The sequence below is a fragment of the Sphingosinicella sp. CPCC 101087 genome, from assembly GCF_004151485.1.
In the GTDB taxonomy this organism is placed as follows: Bacteria; Pseudomonadota; Alphaproteobacteria; order Sphingomonadales; family Sphingomonadaceae; genus Allosphingosinicella.
In genome coordinates, this window is record NZ_SBFF01000004.1 from 102,950 (window position 1) to 125,241 (window position 22,292).

Here is a 22,292-nt window from a genome sequence, read left to right on the forward strand (position 1 = left end):
TGCGAATTCTGACCATGTGCCTGCTGATGATCGCGGCTCCGCTCGCGGCCCAGGACCAACCACAAAGGGAATCGATGACCCCCTCGACCTCGTCCGGCTCAGGCCGCACCGCCGATCTGCCCGCACCGCCGCGCGCCGAGCAGCGCCCGCATTCCTTCGAGCATCACGGAATCCGAGTCGACGATCCGTGGCACTGGCTGAAGGACCCGTCCTACCCGAATGTCGACGACGAGGACGTGCTCGCCTATCTGCGCGCCGAGAACGCCTATTTCGAGGCGGCCATGGCGCCGCACCAGCCGCTGATCGACACCTTGTTCCACGAGATGCGCGGACGCATCCAGGAAGACGACAGCTCCGTGCCGGTGCGCGAAGGCAACTGGCTCTATTGGTGGGCATTCCAGCCGGGGGCGCAATATCGCACCTGGTATCGCCGGCCGGTGGCCGGCGGAGAGTCGCAGGTGATCTTCGACGAGCCGGCCGAGGCGGCCGAGAAGCAGTATTTCCAGCTGGGCGCGCTCGAGGTGAGCCCGGACGGCCGCTTTGCCGCGATCATGGTCGACGATGACGGGTCCGAGCGGTACCAGCTGCGGATCCGCGATCTCGAAAGCGGCCGCGACGTCGAGACGGTGACCGACGTCGGAATCGGCGCGCCGGTGTGGACCGCGGACAGCCGCGGCGTCCTGTTCACCGAAGTGAACGAGAATTGGCGCAGCTATCGGGCCCGGTTCCACCGGCTCGGCGAGCCGGTCGAAAACGACCGCACCGTCTATGAGGAGACGGAGAACGTCGCCTTCACGGTGAGCGTGGGTCATAGCCAGGACCGCCGCTACATCCTGATCAACAGCGGCGAGAACGTCTCGAACGAGATCCGGCTGGTGCCCGCAGACGATCCCGACGCGGAGCCATTGCTGGTGGCGAGGCGGCGGCCGAACATCCAATATTCGGTCGATGCGAGCCACGGCCGGCTGTGGATCCTCACCAACGACAATCACGTCAATTTCCGCCTTGCCGAGGCGTCGCCGGAGGCTCCCGGCGAGTGGCGCGAGGTGATCGCCGGATCGGACTCGGTCTATCTGCGCGGCATTGCCGCCTTTCGCGACCATCTGGTCGTTACCGAGCGGGTCGACGGCCTCGATCAGATCCGGCTGCGCGGCTATGACGGCAGCGAGCGGCGCATTCCCTTCCAGGAGGCGAGCTACACCGTCTCGCTCGGCAGCAATCCCGAATATGCGCCCGACGCCTACCGGCTGAACTACGCATCGATGGTGACGCCGCCGACGGTGTACGATTATCATCCCGCCGAGGACCGGCTGGAAACCCGCAAGGTCCAGCAGATCCCGTCCGGCTACGATCCCGCCCGGTATGTCACCGAGCGAATCACCGTCCCGACCCGCGACGGGCGCCAGCTGCCGGTGTCGATCGTGTACAGGAAGGGCTTCGAGCGAAACGGGCAGGGCCGCCTGTTCCTCTACGCCTACGGCGCCTACGGCTTTGCCTTTCCACCCGGCTTCAGCACCAACCGGCTGAGTCTGCTCGACCGGGGCTATGCCTTCGCCATTGCCCATATCCGCGGCGGGGACGATCTCGGCTATCAATGGTATCTCGACGGCAAGCTCGACCGGCGGACCAACACATTCAGCGACTTCGTCGACGCCGCCCGCGGCCTCATCGAGCGGAACTATACGCGCGCCGGAAATATCGCGATCCAGGGCGGATCGGCGGGCGGCGAGCTGATGGGGGCCGTGGTCAATTCGGACCCGGACCTGTGGGGCGCAGTGGTCGCCGACGTGCCCTTCGTCGACGTGCTCAACACGATGCTGGACGAGAGCCTTCCGCTGACCCCGGGCGAGTGGAACGAATGGGGCAATCCGATCACCGACCGCGCCGCGTTCGAATATATCCGCTCCTATTCGCCCTACGACAACGTCCGCCCGCAAGCCTATCCGCCGATGCTGATCACCGGCGGCCTCAACGATCCGCGGGTCACCTACTGGGAGCCGGCCAAATGGGCGGCGCGGCTGCGTGCGACCAAGACGGACGACAATCTGCTGCTGCTCAAAACCAATATGGGCGCCGGCCATGGCGGTCAGTCGGGCCGCTGGACGCGGCTGCGCGAGGTGGCCGAGGCCTATGCCTTCATCCTGACCCAGATGGGTGCCGAAGAGGCGCGATGACCAAGTTCGTGGCCGCGATTCTCCTGCTCGCCTTCGCGGCAAGTCCCTCTTCCTCCGCCAGCCCGATCGAAGTGGCGGTCAGCCGCAGCGGAGCCGAGTGGACGGCGGACTTCCACTTTCCCCGGCGGGCCGCCGCCTGGGCCTTTGTCCGATCTTCCGTCACCCGGAACGGCGCGCGCCCGTGGCGGCCGATGAGCTGGACGGTCGAGACGCCGGGCGTCCGGATCGAGCGGCGAGGTCATTATGACGTCCTCGCCGCCGAGAACGGCCGGCCGTTGCCCGAACGGATAAGGATCAAGTTCGCGCCCTTTACCGGCGACCTCATCGCCGATTACGATCCGGCCCTCTCGTTCACCGACGGATCCGTGGCGCTGTACAGCGAGCAGTTCGATGCCTTCCCGCTCCGGTCGGCGCAGCGGGCGGAGCGGCTGCCGATCGATCTGGGCGACAGCGAGGTGGCGATCGATCCGACCCGCGTGACGTTTCGCGACACGGCCGGCGAGGTCCTTCATCGGGGCCGGCGGGTCGCGGCCGTCAGCCTCGACGACGATGACGGGACCTACGTGCTGTTCGGCCCGGCCGAGCCGGTGGCCACCGAGGCGCTGGCGGCGATCATCGATCCGGCCTTGCCCGGCTGGATCCGACGCAGCCTGCTCGGAGACACGCCGCGAATCCTGGCCGGCTATGCCGCGGCGCTCGGGCCGGCGCCGGGGCCCAAGCCGACCCTGATGGTGAGCTGGGCCGGTGCGACGCCGCGCCTCACCAGCATGGGCGGAAGCGTCCTGCCGGGGCTGATCGCCATGACCTATGAAGGTGCCGGTGTCGTCGAGGAAAGCGAGGCAGTACGGCGCGAAGGGCTGTGGTTCATCGCCCACGAAGGCGCCCATTTCTGGCTCGGCCAGGCGGTCACCTACCAATATTCGCGGGATGCCTGGATCACGGAAGGCGGCGCCGACCTGCTGGCCATCCGGGCGGTTCCCGCGGTCGATCCGGCCTACGACGCGCGCGGCGCGTTGCAGGCGGCGGTCGACGATTGCGCCGCTTTGACCGCCGGCCGCGGCATCGCCGCCGCCGAGCAGCGCAACGAGCACCGTGCATATTATGCCTGCGGCGCCGTATTCGGCCTGGTGGCCGAGGCCGCGTCGGGACGCCCGTTCGCAGACTTCGTCCGCAAGCTGATCGACGCCAATCGCCGGGACAAGGTGGTCACTCGCGAGGAATGGCTGGCGGCGCTCGATCGCGCCTCGGGAGACCCGATGCTGTCCGACTCGATCGGCCGGCTGATCGACCGCGGCGCGGACGATCCGAAGGCGGCGCTGACCGCCCTCTTCACCCGAGCGGGCATAGCCTTCACCGTCGGGCAGGACGGCACGCCGAGGCTGCAATGACGCCCTTCGAGCGGAAGATTACCGCCCGGCCGGCGGACATCGATGAACTCGGGCACGTCAACAATGCCGCCTGGGTTCGCTGGATCCAGGACATGGCGACGGCGCACTGGCATGCTGTCGCGCCGCGGGCCCATGTCGACGCTTTTGTCTGGGTCGTGACGCGGCACGAGATCGACTATCTGCGCGCGGTCGGCCCGGGCGAGACGGTGACGGGGCGGACCTGGGTCGGCGAATCGCCTAAGGGGGCGCGCTTCGACCGCCACGTCGAGTTCGTCGGAGAGGACGGGAAGGTGCGGGTGCGGGCGAAGACGACGTGGGCGATCATCGACAGAGCCAGCGGCCGGCCGATCCGCGTGCCACCGGAGGTTGCGGCGCCCTTCCTCGAGCGCGGCGGCTCATAGCAGGCGGATCAGCAGACGAAGCGGGCATGCCTGCCGGCCTGGAGACGCAACAACTCGAGGCTTTACAGCGATCGAACCGACTCGAACCGCTCGGTCCTGCTCTAGGCGGCGCGCTCTTCCTCATGCGACGAGGGCGGTGCAAAGCTGCGGATCGCCTCGACGATGCCGGGAAAGGCGCGGGCGCTGACGGCGAAACCCATGTGACTGCAGTCCAGCTCGACATGATGGTCACGCTCGCCGGCTTCCCCCCGTGCGCAGTCGACCGCGACGATCCCGTCCTGGCGCGACCATAGAGCCAGAGTCGGAACCGGCGGCTTCTCTTCGAGCACGGTGGCGATGGGCGGATCGTCGACCGGATGGCCGGCGACCAGCTCATAGAGTCGCCAGACATTGTTGGCGCGCCGGTTGCCCGAGAAAGGCGAGCCCATCGTCACCACTTTGGCGACGAGATCCGGCCGTGTCTTGGCCACCTCGCGCGCGTAGATCCCGCCCAGACTCCAGCCGACGAGGATCACCGGCTCGCCGGCGCCGAAGCGCTCGAGCCGTTCGACGATCCGCTCGATCGTGTCGGCACGGGCGCCGGAGTTGAGGTCGAGGCCCCATCCCGTCACGCGATAGCCGGCCTCGGCGAGGGCGCGCTGAAGGCCGAGCGTGGTCCGATCGGTGGCGAGGAAGCCGGGGATCACCATCAGCTTGGGCCCATCGGCGGGGCCACGCTCGCCCATAGCGCCAAAGGCCCGGTAGAATCGCGCCATCAGCGCCGCGCACTCACGCAGCAGCATCCAGGCCGGCGGCGGCCTGGTGTCGCGCGGCTCAGAGATATTCGCCATCCATCAGCTCGTGCAAGGCCGCGGGCAGCCGCACCCGCCCGTCGGCGGTCTGGTGGTTCTCGAGCAGTGGAACGAGGATCCGCGGCGTCGCCAGCGCGGTATTGTTCAGGGTGTGGACGAAGCGGACCTTGCGCTCCTCGTCGCGCCACCTCAGGTTCGCGCGGCGAGCCTGCCAGTCGTGCAGCGTCGAGCAGCTATGGGTTTCGCGATATTTTCCGAGCGAGGGCACCCAGCTTTCGATGTCGTTCATTCGATACTTGCCGGTGCCCATGTCGCCGGTCGAAGCCTCGATCACCTGATAGGGAATTTCGAGATCCTTCAGCAGGCCTTCGGCATTGGCGAGGAGGCGCTGGTGCCAGCGCGCGCTCTCCTCCGGATCGTCGCGGCAGATCACATATTGCTCGAGCTTGTAGAATTGGTGGACGCGCAGCAGCCCGCGCACGTCCCGACCGGCGCTGCCCGCCTCGCGGCGGAAGCAGGGCGAATAGCCCGCATAGAGGATGGGCAGACGGTCCGGCTCGATGATCTCGCCCGAATGGAGGCTGGTCAGCGCAATCTCGCCGGTGCCGGCGAGATAGAGCTCGTCGGCGGGGATATGATAGGCTTCCTCCTCGTGACCGGGAAAGTGCCCGGTGGCCACGAAGGCATGCGGCCGCGCCAAAGCAGGCACGGTCATGAGCGTGAAGCCGTCCGCGGCCAGACGCCGCTGCGCCCACAGCAGCAGCGCCTGCTCCAGCAACGCCAGCCGCCCCTTGAGACAGTAAGTGCGGGAACCGGCCACCTGGGTGATGCGGGCGAGATCGGCCCAGTCGTTCTTCTCGATCAGGGCGACATGGTCGAGCGGCTCGAAATCGAATTCCGGGATGCGGCCTTCATGGCGGACGACGACATTGGCGCTTTCGTCGGGGCCGACCGGAGCGCCTTCCCAGGGAATGTTCGGCACCCGCAGCAGCAAGGCGTCCAATCGCGACTGCTTCTCGCCCAGCTCCCCCTCGAGCGCCGAAATCTCCGCGCCGACCGCCTTCGCCTTTTGACCGAGCGTCGGACGTTCCTCGGGCGGGGCGCTCTTGAAGCCGTCGCTGATCGCATTGCGCTGGCGCCTCAGCTCGTCGGCGCGGGTCTTCACCTCGCGCACCTCGGCGTCGAGGGCGAGCAAGGTGTCGAGATCCAGCCCGACGCCCTTCTGCGCGATGGCCGTGCGGACGGCGTCGACATTCTCTCGGATGAAGGGGAGGCTCAACATGGCGGCCACACCTGCGGGCGGGCCGGACAAAAATCAAGGTCGTGAGGAGCGGACAAGCCCCCGGTTCACGGCGTCGCCGCCCCGGTCCCACCGACGGACTGCCAGCTTTGCTCCAGCTCCGCGTCGATGGTCCGGACGATCGACCGGAAGCGGGGATCCTGCTCCGACCCGAAGCGGGCGGCGAAATCGCGCTCGGCCAGGCCCTCCGGAAGTGCCCGCAGCGGGGTGGGGAGCAGCGTCGCTTCGGTCGCGGAGGCGAGGAAGGCTGCGGCCGAGGCGGCGGTCCGCGGCTGGCGCGCCCGCCGGGCGGCGAGCAAGCCCGAACGATCCGCCGCGAGGTCGACGAACGAGAAGCCGGACCCGCCTGAGCCGCTATCCGCCTTTTCCTTCCAGATCCCCGCCAGCCGTGCAGCACCGTCGCCGAACAACGCGGCCAAGGCGGCGGAGAGCGCCCAGTGCTTTGCCAGGTCGGCGCGGCGGGCGAGCCGGATCTCGGGTCCGCCGGCCGCGCAATCGGCAACCGCATCGGGCGCAAGGCCTGCGAGCCCGCCCACTTCGGGATCGACGGTCATCATCGCCAAGGCGACGAACGCTGCCCTGCTGTCCGCGACGGCCTCTCCGTCCGCGCCACGGAAGGCGCGTCTCACCTGTACCGCGAGCGAGGATTGGGGATCGCGGCGTTGAAGCTCGCCGAGCCGGCAATAGGCGCCCCGCACGCCCCCGGTGTCGATCGATCCCGACCGGAGGCCGGCGAGCGCGCGGGCCATTCCGCCGCTGCCGGTCGGAAGCCGGAGGTCGGCCGCGACCCGTCCTTCGTCTATCGACAGGCTGCGGACGATATGCTCGACCGGCGGGCCATCGGCCGGGTCGATGCCGAGCGCCCACCGTGCGGCGCGCATTGCCGCGGGAGTCGCCCTGGCGGGGAGGGTGAGGCGACCGACCGAGAGGCGTATCGGCGGCGGATCGGCGCCCGCCGGAAAGGCAGACAGCCTGCCGTTAGCCCAGAATCCCGCTCCCAGCTCGTGGCTCGCCTCGATGGCGACACGGTCGGGATGGAGCGCGAAGCGCAGACGCTCCACGCCGGTCGTACGGCTGGTGATCGCTGCCAGGCCGCGCAAGCCCGCCTGTCCGACCTCGACTTCGCCCCGGCCGGTCAGGCGCGCGGCCTTGAGCGCGACCAGCGCCCGCCCACCGGCCGCGAGCTCCTGCGGGGAAGGCGTCGGTGTCATCGGGACTGCCGGAGCACGGCTCAACGCCAGCGCACCCAGGATGAGGAGGAGCACCGCCAGCAGCATTCCGACGGCGAGGGAGAAGCGCAGGAATGCTCTCAAGAGCCTCGCTCCCCTTCCATGCCACGCGTCATTGCCAATCTCTGCTTTCGATCCCTCGCGGACATCCAAGGCAGTGCGGTCACAGCCGTTCCCGGGCGGAAGGGATTGTTGCGGCGGTCGGGAAGCGTTCTGGAGGCGCAGCGCGCAGGAAATCTCGTCGGCAGGCTAGCTAGTCTCCCGGCGACCGCGCATCAAGCTGCCTGTCCTGTCTTCCTCGGCCGGCAGCCCCGCTGCACCGCCTGGGCTGTCACGGCGTGGCCTGTGGAGCGGGCAGCTCGAAGGGCGGCAGGCGCTCGGCCTGGACGCAGCCAGTATCGAGCCCCTCGACCCGGCCGGCGCGCAGGAAGGCCGCGGCGATCGCGTCGACGCACTCGCTCCACGGCACGTGAGCTCCCGGCATGACGAGGTGAAGGCTGTTGGGCAACGAGCGGCGCGCCACCTCTCCCCAGCTCGGCGGCGTCACCGGGTCTATAGCGCCGGAGACGAGCAAAGCCGGCACGTCCGCCCGGAGCGGCCGGTAGTAATCGTCCCCGACGGCCCCGCGCGGCCAGCCGTCGCATGCCGCCATTTGTCCGAGCACGCGGCTGGCGCCGATGAAGCTCCCCGCCGTCTCCCGAGCCACCTCCTCGGGGCGGATCCGCCAAACATCCTCGCTGCAGGTGAATGCGAGGAGGAGGCCGAGCCGAATCGATCGTGTCATGCCTCGGCTGTGCGTCAGCGCCGTCTCCGCGAACGGCGCGAGATCGCCTGCCCGTGCGCGGCTGAGGAGAAGCGGGACGCGCCGGCCCGTCTGCGCCGAATAGAGCATGACCCGCAACGCGTCGGCGAAAGCCGCCGCGCCGAGGCTGATCCGTTCAGGAACATCCGTTACCGGATGACGAACCTCGACAGTGGCGGGAGCCTTTCGCAGCCGCTCCAGCACGGCGAGGAGGTCGCCGCGCACGTCGGGAAAAGCGGCGCGGCACGCCGGCTCGGCCGCGCACTGGTCCGCCACAAGATCGAAACCGCGCTGCGCCGCGGCGGCGTGGAAGAGCGGAGCGCGATTCTCGACCGGGACGAGGCTGGCGAGGATGGCGGCATGGACTCGCTGCGGGAACAGCCGGATGTAGACCAGAGCGGCGCGTGTCCCATAGGAGCCGCCGTCCAGGGCGATCCGCTCGTGGCCGAGGGCCTCGCGCAGCTCGTCGAGATCGCGCATCGCATTCTCGGTCGTATATTGGGTGAGGTCCGCAATCCGTTCGAGCTCGGCCCGGCATCGGGCATAAAGGGCCCCCTCGGCGAAAAGCGGCTCCAGCCAGGCCTGAAGGTCCTCGTCCGAGCCGCCGAGGCGGCAGTCGAGTCGATGGCCCTCTCCCGTTCCCCGCACGTCCATCAGCACGACGTCGCGATCGTCACGATAGCGGGCGAGCGCATAGCCTGAGGCGGATTCGCTCGCCGCCTGGCCGGGACCGCCCGCGAGGATATAGACCGGCTCTCGGGCCTGCGCGGTGCGCGACGGCAAGACGACGACGCGAAGCGGGAGCATCCTGTCCCCCTCGCCGGAACGGTTCTCCGGCACGAGAAAGGTGCCGCAGCGGGCAGGATGGCTCTCTTCCGCCGGCGCCTGTCGGTCGGGGCTTTCGGCCGCGACGAGGCAGGGAGCCAGGGTGAGCCGCTCAGCGCGCGCCGGCGTGACCGCATCGACCTCGATCGAATGCGCCGCGCCGACGAGCAAGGCAATAGCTGCAAGGACCCCTCGTTTGCTCAACGCCCTCATTATCGCCATATCCTCCCAGTCGGTTCGGATGCAGCAAGAATCATGCCCGGCCTCGGCAGAGGGAGAGACGCCCCGCGGCCGCACACCGCTGTCCGCAGCCGGACAGGCGCATGTTCATCGCCGGACAATGTTCGCGAAGAGGGCTTATGGTCGCCCCGGATCGGACGAGCGCAAGCTGGCGGAGACGGAGGGATTCGAACCCTCGGTAGGAGTAATCCCCCTACGGCGGTTTAGCAAACCGCTGGTTTCAGCCACTCACCCACGTCTCCGAGAGGCCCAAGGCTGACCGCCTATATAGGGGCGATTCCAAAGGTTCAACTGAGGAACGGCGCCCCTTGAGTCAGGCCGCCGGGAAGAAATCGGACTCGTTCCGCCTCATTATCGACTCAGGTCGCCGCCCGTTCATTGAAGGGAAAGCCCCGCATCGTCTATTCTTACCGCCGGAGCGTGTGGGGAACAGAGATGCTGAAATCATTCGTGAATCTGGCGGGGGCCGCGGCGCTCGGCCTCGCCGCGCCCGCCTTCGCGCAGATGCAGACGATCGACCCCAACCAGGCCGACAGCTACCAGGCGGCGCCCGAGGACCAATGGCTCGCCGAACCCGCGGACGGGACGGCGACGGATGTGCCGGCGACCGGATCGGAATGGGAGGCGGATTCCTCCTCCACGTCGTCGGATTCGGTCTGGGTGCCGACCGAATCCAACCAGGCCGATTCCTACGCATCGGACCCGCAGACCGCCGACCCCTATGCCGAGCGCGCCGAAACGGCTCCGACGGCTGCCGGGGCAGCGGCGCCCGCAAGCACCGTTCCGCGTGAGGACGTATTCACCGCCGCCGAGGGTCTGTTCGGCCGCGGCGCCGAGGGGCTCGCCGGCATCCTCGAGAACATCCTGCGCGAGCAGGGCGAGCCGACCGCCTATATTTCCGGGCAGGAAGCAAGCGGGGCGTTCGTCCTCGGAGTGCGCTACGGATCGGGCACCATGCGCCACCAGATCGAAGGGGACCGCGTCGTCTACTGGACCGGCCCGTCGATCGGCTTCGACGTCGGCGCGGACGCCAACAAGGTGTTCGTGCTGGTCTACAACCTGCACGACAGCCAGGACCTGTTCCGCCGCTTCCCCGGCGCCGAAGGCAATGCCTATTTCGTCGGCGGCTTCACCGCGCAATATATGCGGCACGGCGACATCGTGCTGATCCCGATCCGCCTGGGCGTCGGCCTGCGGCTCGGAATCAATGCCGGCTACATGCGCTTCTCCGAGCGCAATCGCTGGCTGCCTTTCTAACCAAGTCGCCTCGGAGGCCGGGCGGGTCGAACCGCCCAAGACGGGCAAGGCGTCGGTTCAACCTTCTGCAATACGCCAGGGCAGGGTTTCGCCGGCCTGGAACGGGATCAGCCGCGAGCCCGCGGCGGCAATCGATTCCGGCACGGTGACGGGAGCGCGCTCGAGGACGATCCGTTCCTCGTTCGGCGGCAGCCCATAGAAGCGGGGGCCGTTCTCGGACGCGAAGGCCTCGAACTTGTCGAGGGCCCCTTCCGCTTCGAAGACCGCTGCATAGCTTTCGATAGCGAAGGGCGCGTTGAAGATGCCGGCGCAGCCGCAGCCGGATTCCTTGCGCTCGATCGAATGAGGGGCGCTGTCGGTGCCGAGGAAGAATTTCGGCGAGCCTGAAACTGCGGCGCGGCGGACGGCGAGGCGATGGCGCTCGCGCTTGGCGACCGGCAGGCAATAAGCATGGGGCCGCAGGCCGCCTTCGAACAGGGCGTTGCGGTTCATCAGGAGGTGGTGCGGCGTGATCGTCGCCCCAACCCGGGCGTCCGCGGCCTCGACGAACGCCGCCGCCTCGGCGGTCGTGATATGTTCGAGGACGACCTTGAGGGCCGGGAAGTCTTGAAGCAGCGGGGCCAGGATCTTGTCGATGAACACCGCCTCGCGATCGAAGATGTCGACGGCGGGATCCGTGACCTCGCCATGGACCAGCAGCGGCATGCCGATACGCTGCATGGCCTCGAGCGCCGGATAGAGATTGCGGATGTCGGTCACGCCGAGCGCGGAATTGGTCGTCGCATTGGCCGGGTAGAGCTTGCAGGCGGCGAACACCCCCTCTTCGTGGCCGCGCGCAATCTCGGCCGGATCGGCGCGATCGGTGAGATAGCAGGTCATGAGCGGCGTGAAGCCGTTTCCCGCCGGCAGAGCGGCGAGGATGCGCCCGCGATAGGCCTGCGCCGCGGCGACATCGATGACTGGCGGGACGAGGTTGGGCATCACGATCGCCCGGGCGAAGGTGCGGGCGGTGAAGCCGGCCACCGCCTGGAGCATCTCGCCGTCGCGCAAGTGGACGTGCCAATCGTCGGGGCGACGTATTTCGAGGCGGTTGGATGAACTCACGTCTTTTCCTTGCCGGCTTTCCCTTGCGCCGGCTTTCCTTTGGACCCGCGCCTCCCTAACTGAGGACCATGGCCGGGACCACCCTCGTCGAGCGCGCGCTGATCCGCCTTTCCGGGGAGGATGTGCGCGGCTTCCTTCAGGGGCTGGTGACCAACGACGTCGCCGCCCTGACTCCGGACCGGCCGGCCTGGGCGGGCCTTCTCTCGCCGCAGGGCAAGGCGTTGTTCGATTTCATCCTCTGGGCGGACGGCGAGGACGTTCTGGTCGACTGCGAGCGTGAGGCGGCCGGGGACCTGGCCCGGCGCCTCACCCTCTACCGGTTGCGCCGGCCGATCCGGATCGAGCGCGAGACGGAGCTGTGCGTCCACTGGTCGGCCGACGCAAAGGAAGGCGTTCCCGACCCGCGCCTTTGTGCGCTCGGCCGCCGCTGGCTCGCCCCAGCCGACGGCGGGGGAGGCGCGGACGAAGCATGGCGGAGCCACCGGCTGCCGCTCGGTGTCACCGAAGGCATCGCCGAGCTCGGCTCGGACAAGACCTTGTGGCTCGAATGCAATGCGAAGGAGCTGAACGGCGTCAGCTTCGAGAAGGGCTGCTATGTCGGGCAGGAGAACACCGCCCGGATGAACTATCGCAACAAGGTCAATCGGCGGCTTGTGGTGGCGCCGACCGACACGCCGGGGGAGCGGACGCGGATCCATTATCCCGAGCTCGGTTTCGCCGTCGAGCACCGCCGCACCGACGATCTCTCCGGCGCGATCATCCCCGACTGGCTGGCGCCGGCGCTGGCGGGTTAGCCACGCTCCGCCGGTCGTCATTCCAACCAAGGCCGGCATCGAAGCGATATCGGGATCAGCTTTCGGCGCCTGACAGATTGCCCATCGGCCGCTTGGGCCCCAGCCTTCGCCGGGGCGACGGGTAAGGTCAGCGCATGACCTGGGCGAAAGCGCGGACCGGGAAGGTGCCCATTCCGACCACCTTCGGCGGTACGGCGGTGAAGGCGAAGCCCTGGTCGGGTAGGCTGCCGAGGTTGGTCATATGCTCGCAGACCAGCACACCGGCGCCGAGCAGGATCGTGTGGACAGGGCGCGAGCGGGTGCGGGTGTCATCGATATTGTAGCTGTCGATCCCGACCAGCCGGGCGCCCCGGTCCGCGAGAAGCCGTGCCGCTGCCTCGGTGAGGAAGGGATGATTCTCGAAATAGGCCGGGCTTCGCCAGTGACGGTCCCAGCCGCTATGGACGAGCACCGCCTTGCCCGCCACGTCGAGCCGCTCGAAGGCCTCGACGCCGATCGCCAGCTCCGCGGGTCCGGCGCGCACGACGAGGCCGGGCAGCGCCGCCAGCCGGTCCAGCGCCAGCCCCGCGAGGTCGTCGCCGTCGGCATATCGGTGAAACGGCGCATCGAGATAGGTGCCGGTATTGGCCACCATGTCGATCCGGCCGATCTGAAAGGTCGATCCGTCGTCAAAGAAAGCGGCGGAGTGCTCCCGCTCCCAATAATCGCAAATGTGCGGCGCCGGCAGCCCCTTGTAGGTGGTCATGCCGTTCTCGATCGAATGGCTGAGGTCGATCAGATGGGGAATGCCGTCCTCCTAGCGATCGTGCGACGATCTCGCAGGGATCAGGCCGCCGAGTTCCCGCCGGCGAGCGAGCGGAGCACGAAGTTGAGGATGCCGCCGTGCCGGAAATATTCGAGCTCGTTGGCGGTATCGATCCGCACGCGCACCGGCAGCTTGTGCCTGGTGCCGTCGGCGCGAGTGACCTCGACTTCGATCTCCTGGCGCGGCTTCAGGTCGGCAAATCCGGTGATGGTGAACGTCTCGCTCCCGTCAAATTCCGGCACCTCACCGAGGAACTGAAGCGGAAGCACGCCCATCCCGACCAGGTTCGAGCGGTGGATCCGCTCATAGGTTTCGGCGATGACAGCGCGAACGCCCAGAAGGCGAGTGCCCTTTGCCGCCCAATCGCGCGACGATCCGGTGCCATATTCCTTGCCGGCGACGACGACGAGGGGCGTGCCGGATTGCTTGTAGAGCATGGCGGCGTCGTAGATCGGCATCTGGGCGCCGCTCGGGATGTGGCGCGTAATGCCTCCCTCCACGCCCGGGACCATCTTGTTCTTGATCCGGATGTTCGCGAAGGTGCCGCGCATCATCACTTCGTGATTGCCCCGGCGGGCACCGTAGCTGTTGAACTCGGCGCGGCCGACCCGATGCTCCGTCAGATATTTGCCGGCCGGGCTGTCCAGCTTGATCGCGCCGGCGGGGCTGATGTGGTCGGTGGTGATGCTGTCGCCGAGGATGGCGAGCGGCCGGGCGTCGATCACGTCGCCCGGAGGGGTCGGAGTCATCGACATGCCTTCGAAATAGGGCGGATTGGCGATGTAGGTCGATCCTGCGGGCCAGGCATAGGTATCGCCGCCGGCCACCTCGATATTCCGCCACTTGTCGTCGCCGGCATAGACGTTGGCGTAGCGCTCGCGAAACATCTCGCCATGAACGTAGGTGTCGATCAGCCGGCGCACCTCGTCATTGCTCGGCCAGATGTCCTTGAGGAACACGTCCTCGCCATCCTTGCCGGTGCCGATCGGGCATTCGACCATGTCCTCGATCACCGTTCCCTTGATCGCATAAGCGACGACGAGAGGCGGCGAGGCCAGATAGTTGGCGCGCACGTCGGGGCTCACCCGCCCCTCGAAGTTACGGTTGCCGGAGAGGACCGAGGCGGCAACCAGGTCATTCTTGTGGATCGCCTTGCTGATCGGCTCGGGCAGCGGCCCCGAATTGCCGATGCAGGTAGTGCAGCCATAGCCGGCGAGATTGAAGCCCAGAGCGTTCAGGTCGTCCTGAAGGCCGGCCTTCACGAGATAATCGGTCACTACCTGCGAGCCAGGCGCGAGGCTGGTCTTCACCCAAGGCTTGCGCTGCAGACCCTTCTGCCTGGCCTTGCGCGCGACGAGGCCTGCGGCGATCAGCACCGCCGGGTTCGACGTGTTGGTGCAGCTCGTGATCGCGGCAATGACGACGTCGCCGTGGCCGAGCGTCTCGGTCTGCTCGAGCCCGCCATTGGCGCCTGCGTCGGCCTCGACCGGGCAGCGCCGCTTCAGACGGCCGATGTCCTGGCCATATTCCGAGGTGAAATTCGAGACGAACTCATCGTCGACCCGCGACAGCACGACCTTGTCCTGCGGCCGCTTGGGCCCGGCGAGGCTGGGCTCGACCGTCGACATGTCGAGCGCCAGCGTCTCGGTGAAGAAGGGCTCCGGCGCATCAGGCTCCAGCCACAGGCCCTGCGCCCGGCAATAGGCTTCGGTGAGGGCGATCTGCTCCTCGGTGCGGCCGGTGAGGCGCAGATAGTCGATCGCCTTGCGGTCGATCGGAAAGAAGCCGCAGGTCGCGCCATATTCCGGCGCCATGTTCCCGATGGTGGCCCGATCGGCGAGGCTCAAGGCGGACACGCCAGGCCCATAAAATTCGACGAAGCGGCCGACCACGCCATGCTTGCGAAGCATCTGCGTGACGGTCAGAACCAGGTCGGTCGCAGTGATCCCTTCCCTGAGCTCCCCGGTCAGGCGGAAACCGACAACCTCGGGAAGCAGCATGGAGACCGGCTGGCCGAGCATCGCCGCTTCCGCCTCGATACCGCCGACGCCCCAGCCGAGGACGCCGAGGCCGTTGACCATCGTCGTGTGGGAATCGGTGCCGACCAAGGTGTCCGGATAGGCCACCTCCTCGCTGCCGCCGACTTCGGGCGAAGACCAGACGCCCCGCGCGATATACTCGAGATTGACCTGGTGGCAGATGCCGGTGCCCGGCGGAACGACCTCGAAATTGCGGAACGCGCTCTGGCCCCATTTGAGGAACTGGTAACGCTCGAAGTTGCGCTCATATTCGAGCGCGACATTCTCCTCGAACGCGGTCGGAGTCCCGAAGGCGTCGACCATCACGCTGTGATCGATAACGAGATGGACGGGGACGAGCGGGTTGATGCGCTGAGGGTCGCCGCCGAGTTGCGCCATCGCGTCACGCATCGCCGCAAGGTCGACCACCGCCGGCACGCCGGTAAAGTCCTGCATCAGGACCCGCGCCGGGCGGTACTGGATCTCGCGATCCGAGCGACGACCTTTCTGCCAGTCGGCGATCGCCTGGATATCGTCGCGGGTGACGGTAACGCCGTCCTCGAAGCGGAGAAGATTTTCGAGCAGCACCTTCATCGAAAAGGGCAGCCGCGACACGTCGCCAATCTGCTCCGCGGCCTTGGCGAGCGAATAATAAGCATAGCTCTTGTCGCCGACCTTGAAGGTGCTGCGCGTGTTCAGTGAATCCTGTCCGACGGCGGTCATGGGCGGCCCTCATCATATTGGCGGTTCGATTGCCCGGGCCTCTAGCAAGGTGGCGGCGGAGGGGGAAGGCGGCTTCCTGACGGACGAGAAGCCCGCTCGATCAACCGGCCTCCCGACGGTCCGCGCGAATGCCGGCCAGGAGACGCGAGGTGAGCAGGGATGCCGACCGGAGCGCAGCGCGGTGCCGAGCCTGCTGGTGCGCCGCCGCGGCGGCAGTAAGGATCAGGCCGTCCGGTTCGGACCGGACGGGCGCGGTGAAGAAAAACATCGCTGCCAAGCGCTCCAGGCGAAAGGGAGTTCCATCCGGCAGCGGCCGGCGCGAGAGCGCCGGATTTCAATTGGTCGGAAGATCAGGCGATCGGAAGATCAAGCCGTGGCGGGCGCAGCAGCGGCTTCGACGGCCTTGCGCGCCTCGGTCTCGGCACGCATCCGTTCGGTCCGGGCGGCGCGGGCGGCCATTTCGTCCCAGGCGGCGGCGGCCCGGAGGCAGCGCTCGCGCACGTTAGATAGCGACGCCTCCTCGGCATCCCTTCGTGCAGCGGCAGCGCGCTCAAGATAGAATTCGTGATGCGTGGACATGCGTTTCTCGCTTCAGTGGGGCAGCGGCGTCGGGGGAGGCTTTGCCGCAAAGCGCCGGGAGGGGCCGAACAGACCGGGACGCTTCCTCCTTAGGCGAACCGGCCGAATTTGGCAAACGCGCGGCCCTTCGCGCGGTTGCGCCCAGCGGCAGGCTAAGGTGCCGCCAAAGGGGCTTTTTCCGGCGAGTTCGGACGAGTGCCGGTCGGGACAGGAGCGCGTAACCGGGGCCGAATCGCAACGCCTCAGCGCAGCGATTGAGCCGGAGCCGACTCGACTTCGGGGCCTGCGGCAGCGACCGCGGTGACCGCGGACGCCGATTGCGCCTTGAGCACTTCTGCCGAAACTGCGGCCGCTTCACGATTCTTCGTCGCAATCCGGTCCAGCACGGCGGGCGACGCGGGAGGCTCCTCCCGTTCCCGATTTCCAAGCGCAAGGGAAAGGGCGATCAGGAAAAGGAGCCCCACCACGGCGACCAATGGCAAGCGGAGACGATGCGCGCGTCTCACGAGCCGGGTCCGAAGGGGCAGGGTTCAGCCATCCCACGCCCAAAGCCTGGCGGTCGCCCCGGTTCCCACACGGGGCTCCGATAGACCCCGCCAGACCCTGATTCGGCCCGCTGAACGCAAATTTTTTTCAGGTGGGGGAAGCTCGCTCCGTCGCATCAGGAAAACGGCTCGTCGCTGCCGTTTTCCGGCGCTCCACACGGGTGAATCCATGGCGCATCAGGAGACCACCACCGAGCCGTTCATCCTAACGCCATGAAACTTCTCGTTCTGGCCCGGCGTTTGGCATCGCAAGTGTTTGTTGAAAAGGAGCCGGAGTATGGCGACCAATGTGCTCGAGGCCCGAGGCGGAAGCCTGGTCCCTCCCGTGGCCCAGCGTGGCTACCACATCGTCTATCGCGACCATGAGACCAATCACTGCCCGGGCTGTGGGCGAACCCACTGGTATATCGGACGGATCATGGCGGAATGCGCTTTTTGCGGCACCGCCCTTCCGCTGGAGAGCGCGCCGCTGATTGCCGGTGGACAGATCATCAGGACGATCCGCCGCTACCCCTTTTCGGACGGCCATGCCTATGCGGCCTAGCCGGTTCGGCGAGAGGATATCGCCGCGCCAGCGGTGAGCCCGCCCCGCCTGCGCTTGAAGTGCAATCAGACCAGGAGAGGCGGCCGGCGCCTGTCGGAGCGAAAGCTTCGGCGGGCGCCTCTCTTTTCGCGCCTCAACCCCCGTTAACTCAGCCTTTGCCGAAGCGCCCTAGGCTGCGTGGTCATGTCGATGGGCGGAACCCTGTTCTGGACGGCGGTCTGCGTGGCCGGAGTGGCGCTGCTCGCGCCCGCTCTCCCGACGGTGGAGGACAGGCCGGTGCCCTCGCCTCCGCCCTCGCCTGAGGCGCTCTCCGACGCCGGGCCCGGCGACGGCCGAGATCGGGACAGCAGCGGGGGCGCCTCGAAGAGGCTGGAACGCCATTCAGACGGGCATTTCTATGCGGAAGCGCGGGTGAACGGCGCCCGCATTCGCTTCCTTGTGGACACGGGCGCCAGCGTCGTGGCGCTCACCCCGCGCGATGCCCGGGCGGCGGGTATTCAGGCCGGACCGGAGCGAACGATGGCGCGCGGCGCCGGCGGTGCGGTTGAAATCGTCCCGGTGACGATCGACCATCTGGCGCTCGGCCCGATCGAGGCAAACGACGTCTCCGCCGCGATCGCCGAAACGCTTCCGATTTCCTTGCTCGGCCAGAGCTTTCTGTCCCGCGCCGACAGCGTGGAGATACGGGGCGACGAATTGAGACTGCGCTAGCTCGAACCTCTTCAGGGACGGCGGCGCACCGGCACGTTGACGTTGCACAGGTCGACCCCGCCGGCGGGAACGTCGAAGAAGGTGCCCCCACGATTGGCGCGCCCGGTCACATAAGCGGAGAAAGCCTCGGTGTCGGTCCGCATCGCCTCGAAGCGGGGCCGCTCGGCTTCGGGCAGGTCGCTCGCCAGCCGGGTCGAACGGATCGGAACCGGCCGCTCGCCCTTGGCCTCGTCGTAGAAGCCCAGATCGCCGGTGCCCCTCGGACGGGCGGAAAGCGCCGCAATGCCTTCGATGACCCGCCCGACCGTGGCAATGTTGCGATCGAGGTGCCGCGGCGCGTGGCCGATTACCGCATAAAGCTCCCCGCCGGTTCCCGTATCGGGCGCGACTTCACGCCCCACGCCCACCGAGCCGTAGCAGTGGGTCAGCCAGGCGCGCCCGCTGTCCGGATCCCAGGCAACCGGCCACCCGCCGGCATGGCCGACGACGGGCGCATAGCTGTCCGGAAAGCCGAGCGGCCGGACCGGGAGGCCGGCGAGCGCACGGTGATATTCGGCCGGCGGGGTACGGACCACGCCCGTGGGTAGCGACGCCCGGGCATCGCCATTGCCCCATTGGGCGACATAATTGTCCTGGACGCGGTAGATTGCCGCGCCGTTCCACCAGCCGCCGCGGGCGAAGGCGCGGATGTTGGCGACATGCACCGGCGCGAAATCGGGCGCGAGCTCGATGAAGACCTGGGCGCCGTCGGCCAGTTCGAGAATGAGGAGATTGTCGGGCTCGATCTGGCGCCAGTCCGCCGCGGTCGATCGGGCGACGACCTCGGACGGCTCCGCGGCGTCTTCGACCGGCGCAGGGCGCCACGGCGCATGACCGGGCGCCGCCTCCGGCACCTCGCCTGCGGTCGGCGTGCAGGCACCAAGGACGGAGGCTGCTGCGAGGATGGCGAGGTGTCGCATGTCTGTTCCCCCCTATTGGAAAGGGGCCAGACTGGGGCGCGCGGCGGCGGCCCGTCAAGCCGCCCGGGCGGCTCGCTGGGACGGGCGTCAGCCGACGCGCAGTTCCTCCGGATAGTCGCCGGCCTCCAGCGGCCCCTCTCCCGCGTCCGGGAGAAAGTCGCGGGCCCAGGCGATCGCGGCCTCGATCTGCGCGCCGTAGAGCCGATGGACGGTGCGGTCCGCCTCCTGCTGCGCTTCGGACGAATAGTCCGCGCCGGGCAGCTTGGCATTCCGGCCGGCGTTGCGGGCCACGCCCTGTGCCACCTCCCCGGCCGAGAGGTCGACGCCGAGCGCCTCGGCGGCCGCCGAGCCGGCACGATGGGGCGCACGCTCGATCGCGTCGAACGTGACGACATGCTCGCTGCCCCACCCGCCGGCGAGCAGGGTGTCGTGAAACTGGCGGATTTGGAGCCAGTGCGCGAAAGCCGCGATATGGGCCGCCTGGCCGAGCGGCTCGGAGGCCGCACCGATGGCGGCGGCGAGCAACGCCTGGCGGCTGCGGTTCCCGCTGGCGAGGTGCGACGCGACCCGAGCGGCGAAAGCCAGCCGCTCACGGCCGCCGCGGAAGACAGCGAGCAGAAAAGCCCTGCGGTCGCTGGTGACGAACACGGGCCGAATCCGCCGGCCGCAAAGACACAGCTCGGGGAGCAGGTTGTTGACCCAGTTGGACGGCTTGACGATCACCGCTTCTTCCGGCTGCCAGCGCGAGCGCAGGCTTACGCAGGTCAGCCGCACCAGCGCGGCGAGGCGCGGATCCTCCCCGGAGCGGCGATCGAGCGCGGCCTTCCAGTCGGCCAGCTCCACAAGCAGGTTCGGCTCGCGAAGGGCGAGCACCCTGCCGGGCCGGTCCAGGATGCGGGCGAGGCGGGTGGACCCGCAGAAGGCGACGTGAAAGATGAAGCGGTCGGGGGCAGCATTCTCCGCCTCTTCGAACGCCGGTGTCTCCGCGGCCTGAAGCGCCTCGTCGAGCCGGCAGGCCACTTCGGGACCGGTGGCGATCGCGGTCCGCCCGTCGAGGAAGCTCGCGCGCGAGATCAGGCGCCGAGTCGTCGGCAGGAAAATCAGCCGGTTGCCGCCAATGTCGATCCGGTGCGCCAGATAATTGGGATCGAGGAGAAGTTCCGAAGCATCACACAAGCGCATCACTCACCTGCACCCATCGTGGCAACCCGTCCCCTCGGTTCGCCGCGCCGCCCTGACGAGTGTGTTACTGCACTAAGTATGCCAGACGCCAACCAGCGCCCGAGCAAGTTTCGGCTGCCCGATCTGCCCATCCAGAAAGGAACGGCGATTCAGCTATTTGCGCTTTCGCCGAGGTTTTGGAGCGAGCGTCCGCCTAAGCAAGACGGCACATGCGGCCATTATCCGCATCGGCCGCATCTGTTCGCTTCCGCACGGCCAGTGTCCGAAATCGGGCGTCAGCGCGGCCGACGCTCGAGGTAGAGATAGGCCGGGTCGAACTCGGCGACGCGCTCGAGCCCCGGCAGGTCATGGATGGCGACGCGGCCGCCGCGGAAGGCAACCAGCCCCCGCTCGCGAAGCTCCTTCAGCGTGCGGTTCACATGGACGGGGGTGAGGCCGAGGCATTCGGCAAGATCGGTCTGGGTCAGCGGGAGATCATAGTCCGCCTCCTCCGCCCGGCCGACGAGCCGGAGGCGGAGGTGAAGCTCGCGGAAGAGGTGAGCCATACGGGACAAGGCCGAGCGCCTCCCCAGCGACACCGCCCATTCGCGGTGGATGGCGGCATCGAGATTGGTCGAGAACCAGTAGAGACGGCCGAGGTGCGGGAACGCCTCGATCATCGCCCTGATCCGATCATGCGGCACGAGGGCGACCCGGCAACGGGTCAGGCTCATGACGTTGTGGTCGAGCCGCTTGAGGGTGAAGCTGTGCAGGTCGGCGAAGTCGCCGGTCACGTGAAGCTCGGTGATCTGGCGCTGGCCGTCGCTCAGATCCTTGTACCGGCACAGCAGCCCCTCCAGCAGCAGCGTGCTGGCGTTGAGGAGGTTCCCGGCGCGGATGATCGTCCGGTCGGGTGGGTGGTCGATGACCTCGGAAACGGCGGCGCGGATCGCCCGCTCCTCTTCGGCGGACACCTCGTCCCGAGCGCGGAGCTTGCGAATATGCGCGTCGATCAAGCCGGCTCCCTTCCTTTCGCCGATGAAACGGTGCGAGCGGCGCAACGTTCCCGCGCCGTCACGCGCCTCCAGCCGTGCGGCTCAGTCGGGAAGGCCGCCGCTCATGCCGAGATGGAGATAGTTGGCGTTGAACATCGCCACCCGCTTGAGCGCCTCGAGGTCCGGAATGACCAGGCGCTTGAAGCCGAAAGTGAGCAGGCCGTCGCGGCGCATCTCCTGCAAGGTGCGGTTGACGTGGACGGAGGTGAGGCCGACGGCGCTGGCGAGATCCATCTGGGTCAGCGGAAAATAGCAGCTTTCGCCGTCGGTCAGGCCGACCGCCTTCAAGCGCAGGAAAAGCTCGCAGAACAGATGGGCGAGCCTCTCGTAGGCCGAACGCTGACCGACATTGGCGACCCATTCGCGCGCAATGGCGGCGTTGACCAGTTCGTTCCAGCGCAGCGCGCGGGCGACCACCGGGCTCTGCGCTATCAATGCCTCGAAGTCGGCGAGGCCGATCTCGGCATAACTCAAGCGGGTCACCGCGCCGATCGAATGATCCATCTCCCGGACGATGGACAGGCCCGAATCGCACAGGTCTCCGGGAATGTGGAAGCCGACGATCTGGCGCCGCCCGTCGGGGAACTGCTTGTAGCGGCACGCCCAGCCCTCGAGCATCAGCGCGACGGCGCGCGGGCGGTCGCCTTCGCGCACGAGGTCGCGACGTGGCGCGACCTCCCGAACGCTCTTGCCGGCGAGCCGCTCGATCAGGGTCCGATCCTGTGAGGATAGCTCGGCAAATGCCTCGAGGGAAAGTTTCAGAGCGCCCACCCAGCGACAAGGACTAGTCGTCCGTCCGAGCTAGCGCGGCCGCTGCCGCCGCTCGTTCAACTATGTTATTCCCTTGCGAATTCATCCCTGAAAAGAGGACGTTGCCCGGGCGGGGG

20 protein-coding genes and 1 tRNA gene are annotated in these 22,292 nt (G+C 67.9%); 7 read left to right on the forward strand and 14 right to left on the reverse strand.

Translation table 11 applies throughout. The features are described from left to right. The first annotated feature begins 74 nt into the window (after window positions 1-74). The 3 genes from EKM57_RS07780 to EKM57_RS07790 are packed head-to-tail and all read left to right on the forward strand — an operon-like array spanning window position 75 to window position 3,963. On the forward strand, window positions 75-2,174 hold the full coding sequence (locus tag EKM57_RS07780) for a S9 family peptidase (protein ID WP_129792113.1): 2,100 nt from the start codon (window positions 75-77) through the stop codon (window positions 2,172-2,174). Next, on the forward strand, window positions 2,171-3,562 hold the full coding sequence (locus EKM57_RS07785; protein WP_129791932.1) for a M1 family aminopeptidase: 1,392 nt from the start codon (window positions 2,171-2,173) through the stop codon (window positions 3,560-3,562). The genes EKM57_RS07780 and EKM57_RS07785 overlap by 4 nt, the downstream gene beginning before the upstream one ends. Further along, window positions 3,559-3,963: a thioesterase family protein gene (locus EKM57_RS07790; RefSeq protein WP_129791933.1), complete on the forward strand. Its 405-nt coding sequence runs from the start codon at window positions 3,559-3,561 to the stop codon at window positions 3,961-3,963. Before EKM57_RS07785 ends, EKM57_RS07790 begins: the two co-directional genes overlap by 4 nt. Before the next feature lie 101 nt (window positions 3,964-4,064). Here the strand turns inward: EKM57_RS07790 and EKM57_RS07795 are convergent, their stop codons facing one another. The 5 genes from EKM57_RS07795 to EKM57_RS07815 form a co-directional block, all read right to left on the reverse strand. Further along, entirely contained in the window at window positions 4,065-4,793 is a 729-nt protein-coding gene (locus EKM57_RS07795; RefSeq protein WP_243450941.1) for an alpha/beta fold hydrolase, read from the reverse strand. After that, window positions 4,777-6,036, reverse strand: a complete 1,260-nt coding sequence (gene serS / locus EKM57_RS07800; protein ID WP_129791934.1) for a serine--tRNA ligase — start codon at window positions 6,034-6,036, stop codon at window positions 4,777-4,779. The genes EKM57_RS07795 and serS overlap by 17 nt, the downstream gene beginning before the upstream one ends. A gap of 65 nt (window positions 6,037-6,101) precedes the next feature. Continuing rightward, window positions 6,102-7,367, reverse strand: coding sequence for a hypothetical protein (locus tag EKM57_RS07805; RefSeq protein WP_129791935.1), 1,266 nt, complete (start codon window positions 7,365-7,367; stop codon window positions 6,102-6,104). Between the two features lie 247 nt (window positions 7,368-7,614). Further along, window positions 7,615-9,114: an alpha/beta fold hydrolase gene (locus EKM57_RS07810; protein WP_165357265.1), complete on the reverse strand. Its 1,500-nt coding sequence runs from the start codon at window positions 9,112-9,114 to the stop codon at window positions 7,615-7,617. A 185-nt stretch (window positions 9,115-9,299) separates the two neighbouring features. Next, window positions 9,300-9,392, reverse strand: a tRNA-Ser gene (locus EKM57_RS07815). A 193-nt stretch (window positions 9,393-9,585) separates the two neighbouring features. Here EKM57_RS07815 and EKM57_RS07820 point away from each other — a divergent pair. Continuing rightward, window positions 9,586-10,407: a DUF1134 domain-containing protein gene (locus EKM57_RS07820; protein ID WP_129791937.1), complete on the forward strand. Its 822-nt coding sequence runs from the start codon at window positions 9,586-9,588 to the stop codon at window positions 10,405-10,407. A gap of 57 nt (window positions 10,408-10,464) precedes the next feature. Here EKM57_RS07820 and pyrC read toward each other — a convergent pair whose 3' ends face one another. Continuing rightward, window positions 10,465-11,511, reverse strand: a complete 1,047-nt coding sequence (gene pyrC / locus EKM57_RS07825) for a dihydroorotase (protein WP_129791938.1) — start codon at window positions 11,509-11,511, stop codon at window positions 10,465-10,467. Window positions 11,512-11,579: 68 nt separating this feature from the next. Between pyrC and EKM57_RS07830 the strand changes: the two genes are divergently transcribed. Further along, entirely contained in the window at window positions 11,580-12,305 is a 726-nt protein-coding gene (locus EKM57_RS07830; RefSeq protein ID WP_129791939.1) for a folate-binding protein YgfZ, read from the forward strand. A 127-nt stretch (window positions 12,306-12,432) separates the two neighbouring features. On the opposite strand, the gene EKM57_RS07835 is transcribed toward EKM57_RS07830, so the two are convergent. The 4 genes from EKM57_RS07835 to EKM57_RS07845 all read right to left on the reverse strand — a co-directional run bounded on the left by EKM57_RS07835 (window position 12,433) and on the right by EKM57_RS07845 (window position 16,430). After that, a complete protein-coding gene (locus EKM57_RS07835; RefSeq protein WP_129791940.1) occupies window positions 12,433-13,092 on the reverse strand; it encodes a cyclase family protein in 660 nt (219 codons plus the stop codon). Window positions 13,093-13,130: 38 nt separating this feature from the next. Beyond that, window positions 13,131-15,851 (reverse strand): aconitate hydratase AcnA, encoded by a 2,721-nt coding sequence (acnA, locus tag EKM57_RS07840; protein WP_129791941.1) that lies wholly within the window; start codon window positions 15,849-15,851, stop codon window positions 13,131-13,133. 100 nt (window positions 15,852-15,951) lie between these two features. Further along, window positions 15,952-16,119, reverse strand: coding sequence for a hypothetical protein (locus EKM57_RS22210; protein ID WP_206185343.1), 168 nt, complete (start codon window positions 16,117-16,119; stop codon window positions 15,952-15,954). Between the two features lie 98 nt (window positions 16,120-16,217). Next, window positions 16,218-16,430, reverse strand: coding sequence for a hypothetical protein (locus EKM57_RS07845; protein WP_129791942.1), 213 nt, complete (start codon window positions 16,428-16,430; stop codon window positions 16,218-16,220). 822 nt (window positions 16,431-17,252) lie between these two features. On the opposite strand from EKM57_RS07845, the gene EKM57_RS07850 reads away from it, so the two are divergent. Continuing rightward, window positions 17,253-17,519 carry a hypothetical protein gene (locus EKM57_RS07850; protein ID WP_206185344.1) on the forward strand — a complete coding sequence of 89 codons (267 nt, stop codon included), beginning with the start codon at window positions 17,253-17,255 and terminating at the stop codon, window positions 17,517-17,519. 189 nt (window positions 17,520-17,708) lie between these two features. After that, window positions 17,709-18,230 carry a TIGR02281 family clan AA aspartic protease gene (locus tag EKM57_RS07855; protein ID WP_206185345.1) on the forward strand — a complete coding sequence of 174 codons (522 nt, stop codon included), beginning with the start codon at window positions 17,709-17,711 and terminating at the stop codon, window positions 18,228-18,230. A gap of 11 nt (window positions 18,231-18,241) precedes the next feature. On the opposite strand, the gene EKM57_RS07860 is transcribed toward EKM57_RS07855, so the two are convergent. The 4 genes from EKM57_RS07860 to EKM57_RS07875 all read right to left on the reverse strand — a co-directional run bounded on the left by EKM57_RS07860 (window position 18,242) and on the right by EKM57_RS07875 (window position 22,176). Further along, window positions 18,242-19,189 carry a peptidylprolyl isomerase gene (locus tag EKM57_RS07860; RefSeq protein ID WP_129791944.1) on the reverse strand — a complete coding sequence of 316 codons (948 nt, stop codon included), beginning with the start codon at window positions 19,187-19,189 and terminating at the stop codon, window positions 18,242-18,244. An 87-nt stretch (window positions 19,190-19,276) separates the two neighbouring features. Then, on the reverse strand, window positions 19,277-20,374 hold the full coding sequence (locus EKM57_RS07865; RefSeq protein WP_129791945.1) for a hypothetical protein: 1,098 nt from the start codon (window positions 20,372-20,374) through the stop codon (window positions 19,277-19,279). Window positions 20,375-20,646: 272 nt separating this feature from the next. Further along, on the reverse strand, window positions 20,647-21,366 hold the full coding sequence (locus EKM57_RS07870; protein WP_129791946.1) for a Crp/Fnr family transcriptional regulator: 720 nt from the start codon (window positions 21,364-21,366) through the stop codon (window positions 20,647-20,649). Between the two features lie 81 nt (window positions 21,367-21,447). After that, entirely contained in the window at window positions 21,448-22,176 is a 729-nt protein-coding gene (locus EKM57_RS07875) for a Crp/Fnr family transcriptional regulator (RefSeq protein ID WP_206185346.1), read from the reverse strand. Window positions 22,177-22,292 lie beyond the last annotated feature (116 nt).